14 protein-coding genes and 1 tRNA gene are annotated in these 17023 nt (G+C 35.1%); 14 read left to right on the forward strand and 1 reads right to left on the reverse strand.

From position 1 onward, the window contains the following. Positions 1 to 131 precede the first annotated feature (131 nt). The 4 genes from N0K80_RS07090 to N0K80_RS07105 all read left to right on the forward strand — a co-directional run bounded on the left by N0K80_RS07090 (position 132) and on the right by N0K80_RS07105 (position 5390). A complete protein-coding gene (locus N0K80_RS07090) occupies positions 132 to 3125 on the forward strand; it encodes a YhgE/Pip domain-containing protein (protein ID WP_269024280.1) in 2994 nt (997 codons plus the stop codon). Positions 3126 to 3209: 84 nt separating this feature from the next. Then, a complete protein-coding gene (locus N0K80_RS07095; protein WP_057973341.1) occupies positions 3210 to 3650 on the forward strand; it encodes a MarR family transcriptional regulator in 441 nt (146 codons plus the stop codon). A gap of 174 nt (positions 3651 to 3824) precedes the next feature. Further along, complete coding sequence (locus N0K80_RS07100) at positions 3825 to 5012, forward strand: acetate/propionate family kinase (RefSeq protein WP_269024281.1); 1188 nt, start codon at positions 3825 to 3827, stop codon at positions 5010 to 5012. Positions 5013 to 5195: 183 nt separating this feature from the next. Next, positions 5196 to 5390 carry a hypothetical protein gene (locus N0K80_RS07105; protein WP_057973343.1) on the forward strand — a complete coding sequence of 65 codons (195 nt, stop codon included), beginning with the start codon at positions 5196 to 5198 and terminating at the stop codon, positions 5388 to 5390. Between the two features lie 54 nt (positions 5391 to 5444). Here the strand turns inward: N0K80_RS07105 and N0K80_RS07110 are convergent, their stop codons facing one another. Next, positions 5445 to 6065 (reverse strand): DedA family protein, encoded by a 621-nt coding sequence (locus N0K80_RS07110; protein ID WP_057973344.1) that lies wholly within the window; start codon positions 6063 to 6065, stop codon positions 5445 to 5447. 155 nt (positions 6066 to 6220) lie between these two features. Between N0K80_RS07110 and N0K80_RS07115 the strand changes: the two genes are divergently transcribed. From N0K80_RS07115 to N0K80_RS07160, 10 genes are all read left to right on the forward strand, one after another. Next, positions 6221 to 7054, forward strand: a complete 834-nt coding sequence (locus N0K80_RS07115) for a LicD family protein (protein ID WP_269024282.1) — start codon at positions 6221 to 6223, stop codon at positions 7052 to 7054. A gap of 51 nt (positions 7055 to 7105) precedes the next feature. Next, entirely contained in the window at positions 7106 to 7297 is a 192-nt protein-coding gene (locus N0K80_RS07120) for a hypothetical protein (protein ID WP_269024283.1), read from the forward strand. A gap of 15 nt (positions 7298 to 7312) precedes the next feature. Continuing rightward, a complete protein-coding gene (locus N0K80_RS07125; protein WP_269024284.1) occupies positions 7313 to 8182 on the forward strand; it encodes an SPFH domain-containing protein in 870 nt (289 codons plus the stop codon). 56 nt (positions 8183 to 8238) lie between these two features. Further along, entirely contained in the window at positions 8239 to 8688 is a 450-nt protein-coding gene (locus tag N0K80_RS07130; protein ID WP_269024285.1) for a YaiI/YqxD family protein, read from the forward strand. 29 nt (positions 8689 to 8717) lie between these two features. After that, positions 8718 to 10082 (forward strand): MATE family efflux transporter, encoded by a 1365-nt coding sequence (locus N0K80_RS07135; protein WP_269024286.1) that lies wholly within the window; start codon positions 8718 to 8720, stop codon positions 10080 to 10082. Between the two features lie 47 nt (positions 10083 to 10129). After that, positions 10130 to 10200, forward strand: a tRNA-Gly gene (locus N0K80_RS07140). A 261-nt stretch (positions 10201 to 10461) separates the two neighbouring features. Further along, positions 10462 to 12117 (forward strand): ABC transporter ATP-binding protein, encoded by a 1656-nt coding sequence (locus N0K80_RS07145; RefSeq protein ID WP_146342876.1) that lies wholly within the window; start codon positions 10462 to 10464, stop codon positions 12115 to 12117. Next, positions 12117 to 13886: an ABC transporter ATP-binding protein gene (locus tag N0K80_RS07150; protein WP_057973349.1), complete on the forward strand. Its 1770-nt coding sequence runs from the start codon at positions 12117 to 12119 to the stop codon at positions 13884 to 13886. Before N0K80_RS07145 ends, N0K80_RS07150 begins: the two co-directional genes overlap by 1 nt. 388 nt (positions 13887 to 14274) lie before the next feature. Next, positions 14275 to 15966, forward strand: coding sequence for an arginine--tRNA ligase (argS, locus tag N0K80_RS07155; protein ID WP_269008374.1), 1692 nt, complete (start codon positions 14275 to 14277; stop codon positions 15964 to 15966). Between the two features lie 286 nt (positions 15967 to 16252). Next, a complete protein-coding gene (locus N0K80_RS07160; protein WP_112251598.1) occupies positions 16253 to 16963 on the forward strand; it encodes a Crp/Fnr family transcriptional regulator in 711 nt (236 codons plus the stop codon). Positions 16964 to 17023 lie beyond the last annotated feature (60 nt).

The following is a 17023-nucleotide window of genomic DNA, read 5'->3' on the forward strand; positions in this document are numbered from 1 at the left end:
TTGTAAAATCATTTGACAAAAGAATTGAAAACGAATATAGTCATAATATTGTTAACGAGGTTAACGAAGTAAATAATCGTTAATGCCATTAACTAAAATAGAAAGGGTGGATGATTTTGTTCAAAGAACTTATGTCAAAGAATAAGAGGTTGATTGGCTACATTGCAATCGCGTGCTTAATCCCGAGTTTAATTGCGTACGGGACGTACAAATTGGTTTCAAGTAAGCAACAAATGGACACAGGTAATTTAAAAGTAGCTATTATAAATAACGATAAAGAAGCATCATTCAAGGGTAAAAAAATAAACGTTGGTGAGGAAGTTACTAAAATTCTTAAAACCAATAAACAAGCTAAATGGGAGTTTGTCAGTGCAGATACTGCAAAGAAACATTTAGATTCAGGTGATTATACAATGTCGGTCACCTTACCAAATGATTTTTCATCAAATGCAACAACAGCACTTGATGAAACACCAAAAGTAAGTTTGTTAAAAACTAAGCAATCAGATACAAATAACTACGTTTCTCAATTAATTACAAAACAAGTGGCAGAACAATTGAAAACACAAGTTCTTACAAATATTCAAAAAGCATATGACTCCGCATTACTGGGTTCTGTTCAACAATTAGGTTCAGGCGTTAAAGAGGCCTCAACCGGGGTTAAAACGTTGAACAAGGGAACTATTAAGCTTAAGAACGGGAGTAAAGAGGTTACTAGAAATTTAGATACATTAGCAACAAGCATGGTGACCTTTGATAAGGGAAATCAAACATTAAAAACCGGATTAAATACGTATACTAATGGTGTTGATACATTGGCTGACGGTGTAAATACGTATGCTAATGGTGTAAATACGTATACAAACGGTGTCGGTACTTTAGTTAATGGGAACCAACAACTATCAACTGGTATTAATACACTTGTTGCTAGTGCACCAAAATTATCAGACGGTGTCACTCAGTATGTTGATGGGAATAAAACATTAGATGCCGGATTATCTACCTTACAAAGTGGCGGCGCAACTTTAGCAGGTGGTGTTGATAAATTAGCCGCTGGAGCAAGCACGCTTGATTCTAATTCATCAGCCTTAAACAGTGGGGTAAAAACGTTAGCTGCAGGAATGTCGGGTAGTCAATCATTACCCATGGCCGTTGCAGGATTAACAGCATACTCAACTGGAATTAAGACGGGTGTCACACAAATTCAAACGAAGCTGAGAGCCCGCAGCGAAATAATTGAACATATTCCAGAACTTATCTCACAAATAAAAAATGCACGACAAGGATCAAAAGAATTAAAAGCTGAACTTGCCGAAATTCAGGAGTCAATGACAACATTGAAAGCATTACCTGCCTTGGTAGAACAATTAATGGCGGCAGGTGACCAGCTTGAGACTGTACAGGCTCAACTGAATAAAATTAATGCAAGCACTACCGGTAAGATGGCAAGCGCATTAATTTATAATGGTATGGCAACAAGTTCTAATGACAAAGTTAGTGAATTAATTAATGCATCAACGACGATGAGTCAAGATGAAAAAACTGCAGTCTTGAAGCAAGTTACAACAACTGGTAAAGATATTGAAAAAGTCGGTACAAATGCAAATGGAATAAAAGATAATTTATTAACAACAAAAGCTATCCTAGAGAAGACTATGGGTGAAATGGGTTCACTCATGGCCGAATTTAAATCAACAATGGGTAACGTGGATCTTAAAGACCTCTTAACTAAATTTGATACAATTACGACGCACGCTAACGCATTATTAAACAGTACAGATACATTAACGAGTGATTCAATGATTGGTCTCTTGGGTGATACAAAAGACTTAAGTGATCAAATTGATGAGTTAGTAACAGCATCTAATTCAAATGAAGATGTTGCTAAGAAATTAAACGCTAGCGTTAATGGATCAAGCGTTGATACAACAAGTGCACAAACAATTAAAGATACAATTAATCAATCAATCATGACAAATAGTGTCGGTAAGTTATCTGCTGGAATTTTAGCTTATACGGCTGGAACTTCTCAAGTAGCAGGTGGTATTAATCAATTAAATAGTAATGTTCCTACCTTAACAAGTGGTGTATCGGCGCTTAAGGCTGGTTCACAAAAACTTGTTACGGCCGGCGGACAACTTGAAGCCGGAACACAAACATTAGTTGCGGGTGGAACTCAGTTAAAAGCGGGTTCTGATAAAATTGTTGACGGTGGCTCACAATTAACGGCCGCTACGCCACAATTAGCAGCAGGTGGTTCACAGTTAACAGCAGGTGGCTCACAATTAACGGCTGCTAGCTCACAATTAACAGACGGAGAAACACAATTAGCAGCAGCTAGTCCACAATTGGCAGATGGTTCGAAAAAATTAGCTGATGGATCAAAACAAGTAACAGATGGATTAGGAACAGCAGATGCAGGTGTCACATTATTGAATACTAAATTAGCCGATGGTGCAGCACAAGTTGGTAATATTAACTCATCACCCAAAAATGTGGCACAATTCGTTGAACCTGTTAAAACTCAGGTTGAAAGCGACAATCTTGCTAAAACATTGAAGAATACGTTTGCCCCATTAGTGATTGTATTATCATTATTTGTTGGTGCAATTGTGACTCAATTAATTTTATTCAGATACCGTAAGAAAAATGAATTGTCACCAAATTGGTTACAAAATCTTTTCTTAATGCTATTCATCTCTTCTATTCAAACAGCGGGCGTTCTGTTGTTAACATTATTCTTTGGTGTAACAATCGAACATCCAATTAGTTTCGTAATCTTTACATTCCTTTCAGGATTAATCTTCACGCTCCTATGTGTCGTTATCGATGAACTTCTTGGAACGATGGGAATTCTCTTATCACTAGCATTATTACTTGTTCAGTTAGTTATCACAGGACAAGTTATTCCAAATACAATGTTATCAAATGCTTATCAAGTATTTGCAGCATTCTTACCTGTTACACATGTTTTAAATGGCTTTACCTATGCAATTAATAGCCAAGGTACGGGCATGATTGGATCAGTACTCGCATTAATGGTCATGGTCGTCGTATTGGGTGCAATTTGGGTTTTTGTAAATCGCAAACAATTGGCTGCACAAACTGAACAAGCAGAAAAATAAAAATACAATCATTTAGGATAGTAATTAACTGTGTTGTGTGCTAAATTTAACTATACGTAAACGTATGCAAGAGGAGAATTAGCAATGACAACAACTAAGTTAATGGAAGACTATATTGACATGTATTTGGGAACATTTAAGTATGTGGAAGGATTTATCTCACAACCTACTAGTGAGTATAATTTGTCTTTTGAACAGTTTTTAATTTTAAAAGATATTCAAAATACTGAAAACATTAGCATGGTTGATATTGCAAAAAAAAGAAATGTTTCAAGGAGTGCGATTGCACGTCAATTGAATGTTTTGAAACAATTACAATATATCTATCAAGAACAAGACACGATTGATAGAAGAAGAATAAATTTACGTTTATCTGATCAAGGTGCAAAAGTAGAACGTGTTGTTACCGAGTCAATCAAAAAAAGATTTGATACTTGGGTAGACGTTTTAGGTGAAGGTAAAGTCGTGGATTTGCTTGGATTAATGAGAGAATTTGGACAAAAAATAATGGTAGACGGAAGATAAAATCCCGTGTACCATTATTTTTTTGGAAAATATTGTATACGCTTTCTAAAAGAGGTATGCTAACATAATACATTACTGAAAATATAATAGATTTTGATTGCGTTTTTTTGGGATTAAAGTAATATAAACAGTATAATAATATTAATTAAACGAAATCATAACTGGAGGAAGAATATGTCAAAAATTATTGCAATCAACGCAGGTAGTTCAAGTTTGAAATTTCAATTGTTTAGTATGCCGGAAGAAACCGTCATTGCCAAAGGATTGATTGAAAGAATTGGACTTAAAGACTCAATTCTTACAATTAAGTATGATAATGGTAAAAAATATGAAGATGTATTAGATATCGACAATCATTCGGTTGGGGTCCAATTGTTATTAAAACTTTTACTTCAATTAGATATTATTGCTGATTTTAACGAGATATCTGGTGTTGGTCATCGTGTCGTTGCTGGTGGCGAATTCTTTAAAAAATCAACATTAGTAAATGCTGATACGATTGCAAAAATTGATGAATTATCAGAATTAGCACCGTTGCACAATCCAGCGAACCTTCTAGGTATCCAAGCCTTTGAAGAAATCTTACCTACCGCAACGAGTGTCGCTGTATTTGATACAGCATTTCATCAAACAATGCCTGAAGAAAGTTACATGTACAGTGTACCTTATGAATGGTATGAAAAATATGGCGCAAGACGTTATGGTGCCCATGGGACAAGCGTTCGTTATGTCGTTTCAGAAGCTGAAAAGTTATTCGATAAGGATCCTAAAGAATTAAAATTGATTACTTTACATTTAGGTGCTGGGGCATCCATTACGGCGACTGTTGGTGGTAAATCTATTGATACGTCAATGGGCTTCACACCACTTGCTGGTATTACAATGGCAACACGTTCTGGAGACGTAGACGTGTCATTGGTGGCTTATATGATGAGACAATTAAAAATTACGGATATAGATGAAATGGTCAACGTTTTGAATCGTGAATCAGGTTTACTTGGTATTTCAGGGATTTCTCCTGATATGCGCGACGTTAAAGCACAACTGGGTAAAAATTCGCGCGCTGATTTAGCAGTAAAAATTTACGTTCAAAATATTATTAAATATATTGGTCAGTACATTGCAGAAATGCAAGGCGTTGATGGTATCATCTTCACAGCCGGACTTGGTGAAAATGATCGTATCGTGCGTCGCCGTGTAGTAGAACATTTATCTTACTTAGGTATTGGGTTTGATGCCGAAAATAATGAAAAAATGGGTGAACAGGTAATGCTTAGTACACCAGAATCTGCCGTTAAAGTTTTCGCTATACCTACTGATGAAGAATTAGTAATTGCGCGTGACGTTCAGTCATTAATGTAAGAAGAAAATGTTAAAAAGAAGACCTTAAAGTGAGGAAGATATCGCATTGTGATATCTTTTTTATTTTGTAACAGAACGGTAATATTTAAGGGGTTAACAAGCTATTGAAAAAGTGTTAAATTAGACCTTATAAATAATTAATACTGACAACAAATAGTTGTCATCATTCGGAGGCGTAACATAATGAGTAGGTGTAAACTTGATATTATGAGTGAGTATCAAGCAGCAATGCAAAAACTTGCTGATCTTAGAAGTAACATTGGAAACAGACAACAATCATCAATTCGAGATAGCTTTTTCCAAGAGGAAAAATCGCTTGAAAGAGAATGTTCAGAACTGAACATTTTATTAGAAGCTATCGATGTTGCGGAAGATTAACCCAACTTTTTGAAAAATAAAAGTAGTAAAAACGATTAAATTCATTATTTGAATTTAATCGTTTTTTTTGTCTCTATTTAACTTGATTAATTTATAAATACCAAAGAATGACAAGATGATTAAAACAATCCCAACTAATGTGGCGAAAATATCAACCGTTGCCGCGACTTTTGCCCACGCATTACCGGCAAATGCGCCAAGGTAAATCAAAGCGGTATTCCAGATTAATGTTCCGAAGAATGTTAATGGAATAAAGAAACGTAATTTATATTTTGTAATACCAGCAGGTATTGAAATCAAACTTCGAACAATTGGTACGAAACGGCCTAAGAAAACGGCTCGATTGTCATATTTTACGAAAAATTCGGTGGCTTTTTCAATATGAACTGGTTTTAGACCAAGCCATGAACCGTACTTACTCGCAAAAAAGCGATTTAAGCGGTCGGTACTTAAAAAACGGCCAATTGAGTATAAAATCAAAGCGCCAATTGTTGCACCAACTGTAGCGGATAAGATGAGACCAACTGGTTCAAGATTGCTTGATAATGTCATAAATCCAGCAAACGTTAAAATGATCTCGGAAGGAATAGGTGGGAAAATGTTTTCAATTGCGATGAGTAACGCAACACCTAGATAGCCATGTTGGCCGATTAAGTCAATAATGGTTTCTTGCATTTGGACACCCCTTTTATTTAATAGATTAAGCATAACATGATGCGAATAAATAAAGTAATGAAAATGATTAGCTTAATAGAAATTAAATGTTTTCGTGTTTTGTATTTAATTTGGTACAATTAGGAAAAGAAATCAGACGACTTAGGGTGATAAAAATGAAAATTGAAGAGCTACACAAAGTAGAATTAGATTTAATTCAGGAAATTATTAAAATTTGTCAAAAAAATCAGATCAAGTATTTTATGATTGGTGGTAGTTTACTTGGTGCGGTCAGGCATCAAGGATTTATTCCATGGGATGATGACGTCGATATTGGTATGGTACGGGAGGATTACGATCGATTCTTACAGGTTGCTCCTGCTGAGCTCAGTCAGCCTTATTATTTTCTGCAAACGGATCAAAGTGATCAAAACTACGCGTTTGGTTATGCAAAACTACTCGATAAGTCAATATATATTGAGGAGAAAAGAAATATAAATGATGCGAGAAAAGGTGTCTTTGTTGATATTTTCCCGTTTGATAAAATACCGACGGGAGATGTTGAACGGTCGATTCAACAGTCTCGATATAAATATCTTAATGCTAAAATTATTTTAGCAAGTAATTATCGATTGATAGACACAGAAATTACCGCAAAAATTAGAAAGTTGCAACCTGACCAAAGTCGTAAAACAAGGGAATATAAAGAAAAAAGGGATGAGCTAGCAAGGACTTACAATCAAGATGAGACCATTCAGGAATATAAAAATTTAGCTTCACAGTATTCATATGAAAAAGAATTGCTTTCAGAAAAGGAACTGGCAACCGTAGTTGAAGTTCCTTTTGAAAACCTTACGGTAACGATTCTAAGTGCTTACGATGCTATTTTGAGCCGTCTATACGGTGATTATTTACAGTTACCACCTGAGGATAAGCAAATTGAAAAACATATAGAGAAAGTGACTATTTTAGATCGTAAAGAATTTACTTTCGACAATAGAATAAATTGATTTTGTGGTCTAAATAAGATACGTTAAGAGTAACAAATGGAGGGTTTTCATATGGATAAGGAATCAATTATTGATGAGCGACTAATTAATCGAAAATTTAAAATTGATCATGACAATATTCAAGGAACCATTACTTTTTTTGGTATCTATTACCACTACTTTAGTGAGGGAACATTGAAAATTGGGGATACCGTTCAGATTATTGGCACACATGTTGAAGGATTAAACGTCAAAAAAATATAAAGGTGGTTATATATTATGTTGGGACTTTTAGCTGTTATTTTTATTGTTGTTTTATTGGTGCTCATTTTACCCGCAACAATCAGAATTATTAGACAACCACATCAAGGGGTTGTTATCACTCTAGGAAAATATGAGACGACGTTAGCTCCAGGGTTACATTTCATTAAACCATTTATTTCTTCCGTAATTCGTGTCAGCACGGCGCAACAACCTCTAGATCTTGATAAACAGGTGGTTATTACAAAAGATAACGCTGAGATTGAAGTTAAAATTTCGTTGAAATATCACGTTACTGATATTCAGGATTTTGTATTTAAAAATGAGGATTCTGTGCGCAGTATGATACAGGATACACGTGCATCATTGCGTGGTATTATCGGAAATAAAATGTTGGATGAAGTTTTAAACGGAACGCAAGAAATTAACCGCGGCTTGTTTGGCGAAATTTCAAATGTCACAGCCGGGTATGGCTTAAATGTCGACCGTATCAACATTGATACGGTTAAACCTTCAGTTGAAATTCAAGATTCAATGAATAAATTATTGAAGGCTGCTAGAAATCGTGATGCAACCGTTGCTGAGGCCGAAGGTTACAGTAAATCAGTTGCGCTAAAAAACAAGGCTGATAATGATGCATGGGTTAATTCTGCACAAGCTAAAGCGGAGGCCGTTAAAAAAACCGCAGATGCTGAAGCATACCGAATTGATGCCGTTAATCTTTCATTAAATAAAGTTCATGATGGTTATTTTATTAGTCAGAACATTGAAGCATTTAAAGAGCTTGCAAAAAGCGATGCGAATACTGTTGTGATGCCTAGCAATGCCATCGATAGTTTGGGCCAAATTCCGGCTATTAAAGCATTATTAAAATCAGAAGCTAAATAAAACTTTCAAGAGGTTATTCTTTGAAGGTTTTTTTACTAGATGTGAGAGGTCATGAATTGAAAATTATTATTGATGGGGATGCGTCTCCAGTAAAAAAAGAAGTCATTGCTGAAGCAGGACTCAGGGACATCAACGTCTTGTTGATAACAAGTACGCCACATTTTTCGACCAAGGAATATCCTGAATATGTTTCAGTTAGTTATGTGGATCAGGGACCGGATGCGGCAGATTATCGAATTGTTAAATTAGCTGAAAAGACGGATATCGTTATTACGCAAGACTATGGACTCGCATCACTCTTACTACCTAAAGGTGTGATTGTTATGCACCATAAGGGTTTTGAATATACAAATGATAATATTGACCGCATGTTGGATTCAAGATATATGAGCGCTATGGCAAGAAAATCAGGTCAACGGACAAAAGGACCGAGTGCATTTTCTAATCAAGACAGGGCAGAATTCAAGAAAAAATTTATTTTATTATTGAACGAAAAAGGGTATTAAACAAAATTTAGAGTAAAGAAGGGGCTTATTTGCGATCGTTAACATCGGGTAATCCAGCAAAATTAATTTTTATGTTTACAATACCATTATTGGTAGGTAATTTATTTCAACAATTGTACAGTATTTCGGACACATTAATCGTCGGACAAACCCTAGGTGTAGACGCATTGGCCGCAGTCGGATCAACCGGGAGTATTCAATTTTTAATTATTGGGTTTGCGCAAGGATTGACTGCTGGCTTGTCTATTATCACGGCACAACGTTTTGGTGCGAAAGACTACCGTGGTGTTAGAAAGAGTTTTGCGGCTGGGCTTTTAATTAGTTTAGTTGCGACAATTGTTTTAACAGCAGTCAGTTTATTTTTTGTAAAAGATATTTTAACACTTATGAAGACGCCACCCGAAATATTTGGAGACGCTCAAACGTTTATAAGTATCATTTTTGGTGGTATCTTTGCGTCAATGGCGTTTAATATTTTATCGAATGTTATTCGAGCATTAGGTGACAGTCGTACACCGCTATATTTTTTAATATTTGCAAGTATTATTAATGTTGGCTTAGAATTATTATTTATTTTAGTCTTCCATTGGGGCGTAGCGGGAGCTGGTTTTGCAACAATCATTGCGCAATCGTGTTCTGTTGTATTTTGTTTAGTTTATATTTATCGGAAAATTCCGATTTTACATATTGGTCATCATCATTTTAAAGAAATTACCATGAAAAATATTAATGAACATCTTTACGTTGCCTTACCTATGGCTTTTCAAGCCTCAATTATTGCGATTGGCGCGATTATGTTGCAATCCGCATTAAACGGATTGGGTACTACTGCGGTTGCAAGTACAACGGCCGCATCAAAGATTGATCAACTGTCTACGCAACCAATGATGTCTTTTGGAATTGGGATGGCTACTTTTACGGCTCAGAACTATGGTGCGAAAAAATATAGTCGAGTCTTGGATGGCGTTAAAAAATGTTTATGGATGTCAGGGACTTTTAGCGTTATCGCGAGTTTACTAGTTATCTTATTTGGTCAGCAGTTAGTGACCTTGTTCGTTGGAAACAACGCACCAAAAGTTGTGGCGTTATCACAGGTTTATTTTAATATTAACGGGTCGTTTTATCTTCTGTTATCAGTCTTGTTTGTTATTAGGTATACTCTTCAAGGACTGGGACAAAGTATTATACCTACAGTTGCTGGGGTTGTTGAGTTATTAATGCGATCTTTTGCGGCAATCTTTTTGGCTGGAGCATTTGGGTATGCCGGGGCGTGCTTTGCAAATCCGTTAGCGTGGGGTGGATCATGTGTCGTTTTGATTTATTCATACGTGAAGGCCGTTAAAAATTTGAAACGATTAGATCTTGAACAAAAGTCAGAAAACGAGCTGGCTTAATTAATTATGACAAAGATGGGGAAATATGCTATACTAAGCAACGTTCTGCGGGCGTAGTTTAGTGGTAAAATTCCAGCTTCCCAAGCTGATGTCGCGAGTTCGATTCTCGTCGCCCGCTTAAAAGAAGTCGAATAAAGTTTATTTAAATCCAAGATGATTAATCTTGGATTTTTTTGTGCCATTTTTTAATGAAAAAAGGTTAAGAATTAATCAAAATGATTGCAATTGCGCGTTATTTTTGATAGGTTTAGTAACTGATATTAGTTATTTTTTTACTGAAAATAACATTTAAAAGTGTACAGAATTAAGGGGGAAGAAATTGGATATTTTACTAAAACATGCTAAAAAATACCGCGTAGATATTTTTTGGGCAGTTGTCATGGTCGTCATTATGGCCGTTTCCACATTATGGCAACCTAAATTGTTACAAAAAGTGATCGATGCTATCTTGAAAGATCAAGGTGACAAGATTACGTCTCTTGGCATATACTTAATCGTTGTTGCTGTTATTGGTTTATTGGCAGGGGTCGTGAATACGATACTCTCAGCAAAAGTAGCACAATCAATGAGTGCGGATATTCGTGAAACAGCCTTTAGAAAGATTCAAACATTTTCGTTTGGTAATATCGAACGATTCCAGGCTGGTAATATTGTGGTGCGTCTTACTAATGATATTACACAAATCCAAACATTAATTATGACAATTTTACAGACACTTATTCGAGTACCTATACTTTTTGTTGGTGCATTTATTTTGGCAATGAATACAATTCCTGACTTATGGTGGATTATTGTTATATTAATTGTTGCCGTTTTGGGTATTTCAATGTTAACTTTTGGTCGCATGGGACGTCATTTTGGTCTTATGCAAGGACTAATTGACCGTGTAAATGAGTTAGCAAAAGAAAATCTAATGGGTGTACGTGTTGTTAAGTCATTTAATCAAGAAACGAATGAAGAAAAACGTTTTGATAAAGTTTCCGATGATTTAAATGCACAAAATATTTATGTTGGGACGTTATTCTCTGTTTTAATTCCAGCATTTACGTTAATCGGAAACATGGCTGTTGTAGCTGCCATTTATTTTGTAGGTGACTTAGCTAAAGCGGATCCAAGTACAGTGACGGCTATTACATCATTTATTAATTATTTGATGCAAATTATGTTTGCTATTATTATTGGTGGAATGATGATGACCTTCAGTGCTCGTGCAATGGTTTCAATTAAACGCTTACGTGAAATTTTAGACGAAGAACCAGATATTTACTACACAGATGTCCCAGAAGAAAATTTAACGGGTTCTGTTAGTTTTGAAGATGTTTCGTTTTCATATGAAGGCGATGATAAACCAACACTTAAACATATTAACTTCGAGGTTAAACCTGGAGAAATGATTGGGATTGTTGGAGCCACGGGTTCAGGTAAAACGACATTGGCACAAATGATTCCAAGATTATTTGATCCTCAAGAAGGAATGGTTAAAGTTGGTGGAAAGAACCTGAAAGATATCAACGAAAAATCATTACGTAAAACGGTTGCGTTCGTTTTACAAAAGGCGATTTTATTTTCTGGAACTATTGCGGATAATTTGCGCCAAGGTAAAGAAGATGCGGCTGAAGAAGATATGGATGTTGCAAGTCAAATTGCGCAGGCATCTGAATTTATTAATCGCTTACCAGCACGTTATGATGCAGAAGTTGAAGAACGTTCGGCCAATTTCTCGGGTGGTCAAAAACAACGTTTATCAATTACGCGTGGTGTTATTGGTAAACCAAAAATTTTAATTTTGGATGACTCAACATCAGCACTTGATGCGCAGTCTGAAAAATTAGTTCAAAAGGCATTAAATAACGAATTAAAAGCAACTACAACATTTGTTATCGCTGAAAAAATTTCATCTGTGATTAATGCTGATCGCATTTTTGTCATGGATGACGGTGAGTTGGTTGGCGAGGGTACACATAAAGACTTAGTTGAAAACAGTCAGATTTATCAAGAAATTTATAACACTCAAAAAGGAAAGGAGACTGTCTAATGAAAGATATAAATAGATCTATGGCATTCTTCTTCCACTACTTGAAAAGCTATAAATTAGGATTTACGGTTATGACTATCGCAATCATCGCGTCAACTTATTTCCAAGTTAAAGCACCCGTGTACATGGGAAAAGCAATCACGGCCTTAGCTGATTATGTGATTGGATTGACAAGAGGGGTAAGTGATAAAGGTAACTTTGTAAGTTCATTATGGATGTTATTCTTATTCTTTATTTTCTCAATTATTGCGATGTTCTTCTCAAATATAATTGTGACATTTATTACGGGTAATTCAACAAACAGAATGAGAAAAGGTTTGTTTGGAAAATTACAAAAAATGACTATTCGTTTTTTTGATTCACATAAAGATGGTGATATATTAAGTCGTTTTACAAGTGATTTGGATAATATTTCGAATGCGTTGAATCAAGCTTTAGGACAAATTATGAGTAATATTGCCTTGATGATTGGGATTATTATTATGATGTTCCAACAAAACGTTCAATTGGCTTGGGTGACAATTGCGTCAACGCCAATTGCGGTAATTCTTGCCGTAATCCTGATTGCTAAAACACGTAAATATGTTGATATCCAACAAAAAGAAGTTGGTAAGTTAAACGGGTACATCAATGAAAAAATTAGTGGTCAAAAAATTGTTATCACTAATGGTCTTCAAAAAGATGCCATTGATGGATTTTTGCCATATAACGAAAATGTTCGTAAAGCAACCTTTAAAGGGCAAGTATACTCAGGAATGTTATTCCCAGTTATGAATGGCCTTTCATTGGTTAATACAGCTATCGTTATTTTCTTTGGTAGTTGGTTAGCGTTGAACGGTGATATGGGTCGTACAACTGCTTTAGGACTTGTTGTTGTGTTCGTTCAATACTCACAACAATTTTACCAACCAATCTCACAAATCTCGTCGTTATACAGTATGTTCCAGCTTGCCATAACGGGTGCTGGTCGACTGAACGAGATGTTTGATGAACCTAATGAAGTTAACTCAAAAGACAAACAAAAATTAACAGGTTTAACAGATGGTGTTAAATTAAAAAATGTTGATTTTGGATATAGTCCTGATAAAGAAATATTACATGATGTTTCCATTAACGTTGATAAAGGTGAAATGGTCGCATTGGTTGGACCAACTGGTTCGGGTAAAACGACTATTATGAATTTATTGAATCGATTCTATGACGTTACTGGTGGTTCGGTTGAATTTGATGGTGTAAACGTTAAAGACCTTGAACTACAAAGTCTGCGTGATCATGTTGGGATTGTTCTTCAAGAGAGTGTTCTATTTTCGGGGACTATTCGCGATAATATTGTTTTCGGTAAACCCGATGCCTCAGATGAAGAAATGATTTCTGCTGCTAAACAGGCTAATATCCATGACTTCATTATGAGTCAGGATAAAGGGTACGACACTAAAGTTTCAGATGAAAATTCTGTTTTCTCAACCGGTCAAAAACAATTAATTAGTATTGCTAGAACAATTTTAACTAACCCAACGCTTTTAATTTTAGATGAAGCTACTTCGAATGTTGATACGGTGACAGAAGCTAAGATTCAAAAAGCAATGGATACAGTTATCCAAGGACGGACTAGTTTTGTTATTGCCCATCGCTTAAAAACAATTTTGGATGCCGATAAAATTGTTGTCTTAAAAGATGGAAAAGTTATTGAACAAGGAAATCATCAAGAATTATTAGATCAAAAAGGTTTTTATTCAGAATTGTATAATAATCAATTTGTATTTGAATAAATAAGTGTGAGTAGGTTCTTAGATAATCTTCAAATTTGAAGATTATCTAAGAACTTTTTTGTATAAATAATCAAATTATTAGACTGGTATGATGAATAATATGACTTGGTAAAAGTGAATATAAATTATGAAATAACTATCTTTTTTTGTAGTAGTTTGTTACAATCAAACTATAAATTCGATAATAAAAGCTAGTAAACTAATTAATTTCAAAGCAAGTCTAGGTTGATGGAAGCTAGATAAAAGCGTTAGTTGAATCGTACTTTTTAGAAATAACTGAATACTTTGAGTGGATATTAATCAATTAGAGTGGTACCGCGGGAATTCTCGTCTCTTACATAATTATTTGTAAGGGGCTTTTTTTATACAATTTTAGGAGGAATGGATAATGAATTATAAACAACAAGTTGCACAAGCGTTGGTTGCTATCGTTGATGGGAACTTAACTGAAGAAGAAATTATTGCCAAAATTGAAATCCCTAAAAGTTCTGAAATGGGAGATTATGCATTTCCAGCTTTTGCATTAGCTAAGGCCTTTAGAAAAGCGCCACAAATGATTGCTAAAGATCTTGTGGAACAAATTGATCAAAGTCAATTTGAGTCAGTGGCTGCAGTTGGCCCATATGTTAACTTTTTCTTGAACAAAGCCGCATTTAGCCAAGATATTATTGAACAAGTTCTTTCAAATGGAAGTAAATATGGCGCGTCTGATGTTGGTCATGAGGGAAATGTTCCTATTGATATGTCATCACCCAATATTGCTAAACCCATCTCAATGGGCCATTTACGTTCAACAGTAATTGGTAATTCAATTGCGAATATCTTGGCAAAAATTAATTACAACCCAATTAAAATTAATCATTTGGGTGATTGGGGAACTCAATTTGGTAAGTTAATTACAGCTTATAAATTATGGGGTAGTGAAGCTGAAGTTAAGGCTGATCCAATTAATAAATTACTTGAATACTACGTCCGTTTCCATAAAGAAGCGGAAGAAAATCCAGAATTAGACGTCGAAGCTCGTGCTTGGTTTAAAAAGCTTGAAGATGGTGATGAAGAAGCTATTGAACTCTGGACTTGGTTCCGTGCGGAATCATTAGCTGCTTTCAACAAAATTTATGACATGCTCGGTGTTCAATTTGACTCATTTAAAGGGGAAGCCTTTTATAATGATAAGATGGATGAAGTCGTAACTATGTTAAAAGATAAAAATTTATTAAAAGAAAGTCAAGGCGCAGAAATTGTTGACCTTGAAAAATATGATTTAAATCCAGCGTTGATTCAAAAAACTGATGGGGCAACGCTTTATATTACCCGTGATTTGGCCGCTGCAATTTATCGTAAACGAACATATAATTTTGTTCAATCGCTCTATGTTGTTGGAAATGAGCAAGCTAATCACTTTAAACAGTTAAAGGCAGTTTTAAAGGAAATGGGTAATGACTGGTCAGACGATATGCACCATATTCCATTTGGCTTAATCACACAAGGTGGTAAGAAATTATCAACGCGTTCAGGCCGCGTTATTTTACTTGAAGAAGTTTTAAATGATGCAACGGACCTTGCTAAAAAGCAAATTCAAGATAAAAATCCTGATTTGCCAAACGCTGAACAAGTGGCTAAGGACGTCGGTGTTGGCGCCGTTATCTTCCATGATTTGAAAAATGAACGTATGAATAACTTTGATTTTGTTTTAGAAGAAGTTGTTCGTTTTGAAGGTGAAACGGGACCTTACGTGCAATACTCAAATGCTAGGGCTCAAAGTATTATCCGTAAAGCGGGTGATGTTACAATCAGTGAAAGTAACAATGAACTTTCTGATCCTGCCGCATGGGATACGATTAAGTTGCTTGGTGACTTCCCTAAAATCATTAAACGTGCTGCTAAGGAATATGAACCATCTGTCGTAGCTAAATACGCAATTCATCTATCAAGAGCATTTAACAAGTATTATGCAAATTCAAAAATATTAGTTGATGATGATCAAAAACTAGCCCGTTTAGCACTTGTTCAAAGTGTGAGTGTAGTTTTAACAGAATCATTAAGCTTATTGGGTGTAAATGCACCAAAAGAAATGTAATTCATAAAAAAGTTAACTTAATTGTTAACTTTTTTATTTTGGTTAGATACTGATGGATATAAGTTCTGACGCTAATTGTGCGTTTGGACACAAGTTGAGTGTGCGAATGGGACTAATCGATTTTTTGATTTTTGATAATATTGGTTTAACGATTTAGGACTATCAGTGAATCGAAAAAATAAACCAGGGTCTCCAAAATCCGAAAAAATAAATCGACATTCCATATTTAATCTGATAGTGTTGATAGTTATACATCGTAAATATGGGTAATTAAGGGAGTAAAGGGATGATTACAGAAAAAGAAGTACAGAGGTATCGATCAGAAATTTCTGATCATAAGTTATTTGGGTGTTTAAATGGGGACGAGCAAAGTGCTTGTTTGGAACAAATCACATTTAAACGATTTCTAAAGGGGAACGTCATTTTTGATGTTAATGATAAACGCGATTTTATTTATGTTGTATTAGATGGACTCGTTAAAATTGAGCGCGGTGATCGTGCGGGTATTTTTCAAAATTATATGTATGCAACGCCAAATCAAATATTTCCAATTGGTGGTATGTTGCAAAGTGAATACTACACCGTTTCAAGTCGTGCTGCCACAAGATTAACCGTGGCCAAAGTTCCCGTTAAACTGATTGAACGACTAATCAAAACGCATTACGAAGTATCCGCGTATTTATTTGAACAATTTGAAAATATTTTAAATAACTCAGAGATATTAAGATTAAGAACGGTATGCAGTAATACGACCACTCGAATTACACAGGCACTGCAATATTTAAGTGAAAATTTAGCCGATAAGCATGGTGAAAATAGTTTGCGTATCCCTTATGTCATCACGCATGAGGACATTGCAACGATTAGTGGGACGCGACGTGAAACAGTTGGGCGTGTTATTCAAAATTTAATCGGGGAAGGTTACATTGTCAGGGACTCAGGAATGTTTATATTTGAATCAAAATTCAATAAAATGAATAAAATCGTCCTTAATTAATCGTATTATTTCAGTATTTTGATGTATTTTGCTATACTAAGAATAAATACTCATTCAAAG

The organism is Dellaglioa carnosa, assembly GCF_026948345.1.
GTDB lineage: Bacteria > Bacillota > Bacilli > Lactobacillales > Lactobacillaceae > Dellaglioa > Dellaglioa algida.

Bases quoted from the DNA above. Each gene is read 5' to 3' on its own strand.
- N0K80_RS07090 (WP_269024280.1), top strand. From the start codon at position 132: ATGTCAAAGAATAAGAGGTTGATTGGCTACATTGCAATCGCGTGCTTA.
- N0K80_RS07095 (WP_057973341.1), top strand. From the start codon at position 3,210: ATGACAACAACTAAGTTAATGGAAGACTATATTGACATGTATTTGGGA.
- N0K80_RS07100 (WP_269024281.1), top strand. From the start codon at position 3,825: ATGTCAAAAATTATTGCAATCAACGCAGGTAGTTCAAGTTTGAAATTT.
- N0K80_RS07105 (WP_057973343.1), top strand. From the start codon at position 5,196: ATGAGTAGGTGTAAACTTGATATTATGAGTGAGTATCAAGCAGCAATG.
- N0K80_RS07110 (WP_057973344.1), bottom strand. From the start codon at position 6,065: ATGCAAGAAACCATTATTGACTTAATCGGCCAACATGGCTATCTAGGT.
- N0K80_RS07115 (WP_269024282.1), top strand. From the start codon at position 6,221: ATGAAAATTGAAGAGCTACACAAAGTAGAATTAGATTTAATTCAGGAA.
- N0K80_RS07120 (WP_269024283.1), top strand. From the start codon at position 7,106: ATGGATAAGGAATCAATTATTGATGAGCGACTAATTAATCGAAAATTT.
- N0K80_RS07125 (WP_269024284.1), top strand. From the start codon at position 7,313: ATGTTGGGACTTTTAGCTGTTATTTTTATTGTTGTTTTATTGGTGCTC.
- N0K80_RS07145 (WP_146342876.1), top strand. From the start codon at position 10,462: ATGGTCGTCATTATGGCCGTTTCCACATTATGGCAACCTAAATTGTTA.
- N0K80_RS07150 (WP_057973349.1), top strand. From the start codon at position 12,117: ATGAAAGATATAAATAGATCTATGGCATTCTTCTTCCACTACTTGAAA.
- argS (WP_269008374.1), top strand. From the start codon at position 14,275: ATGAATTATAAACAACAAGTTGCACAAGCGTTGGTTGCTATCGTTGAT.
- N0K80_RS07160 (WP_112251598.1), top strand. From the start codon at position 16,253: ATGATTACAGAAAAAGAAGTACAGAGGTATCGATCAGAAATTTCTGAT.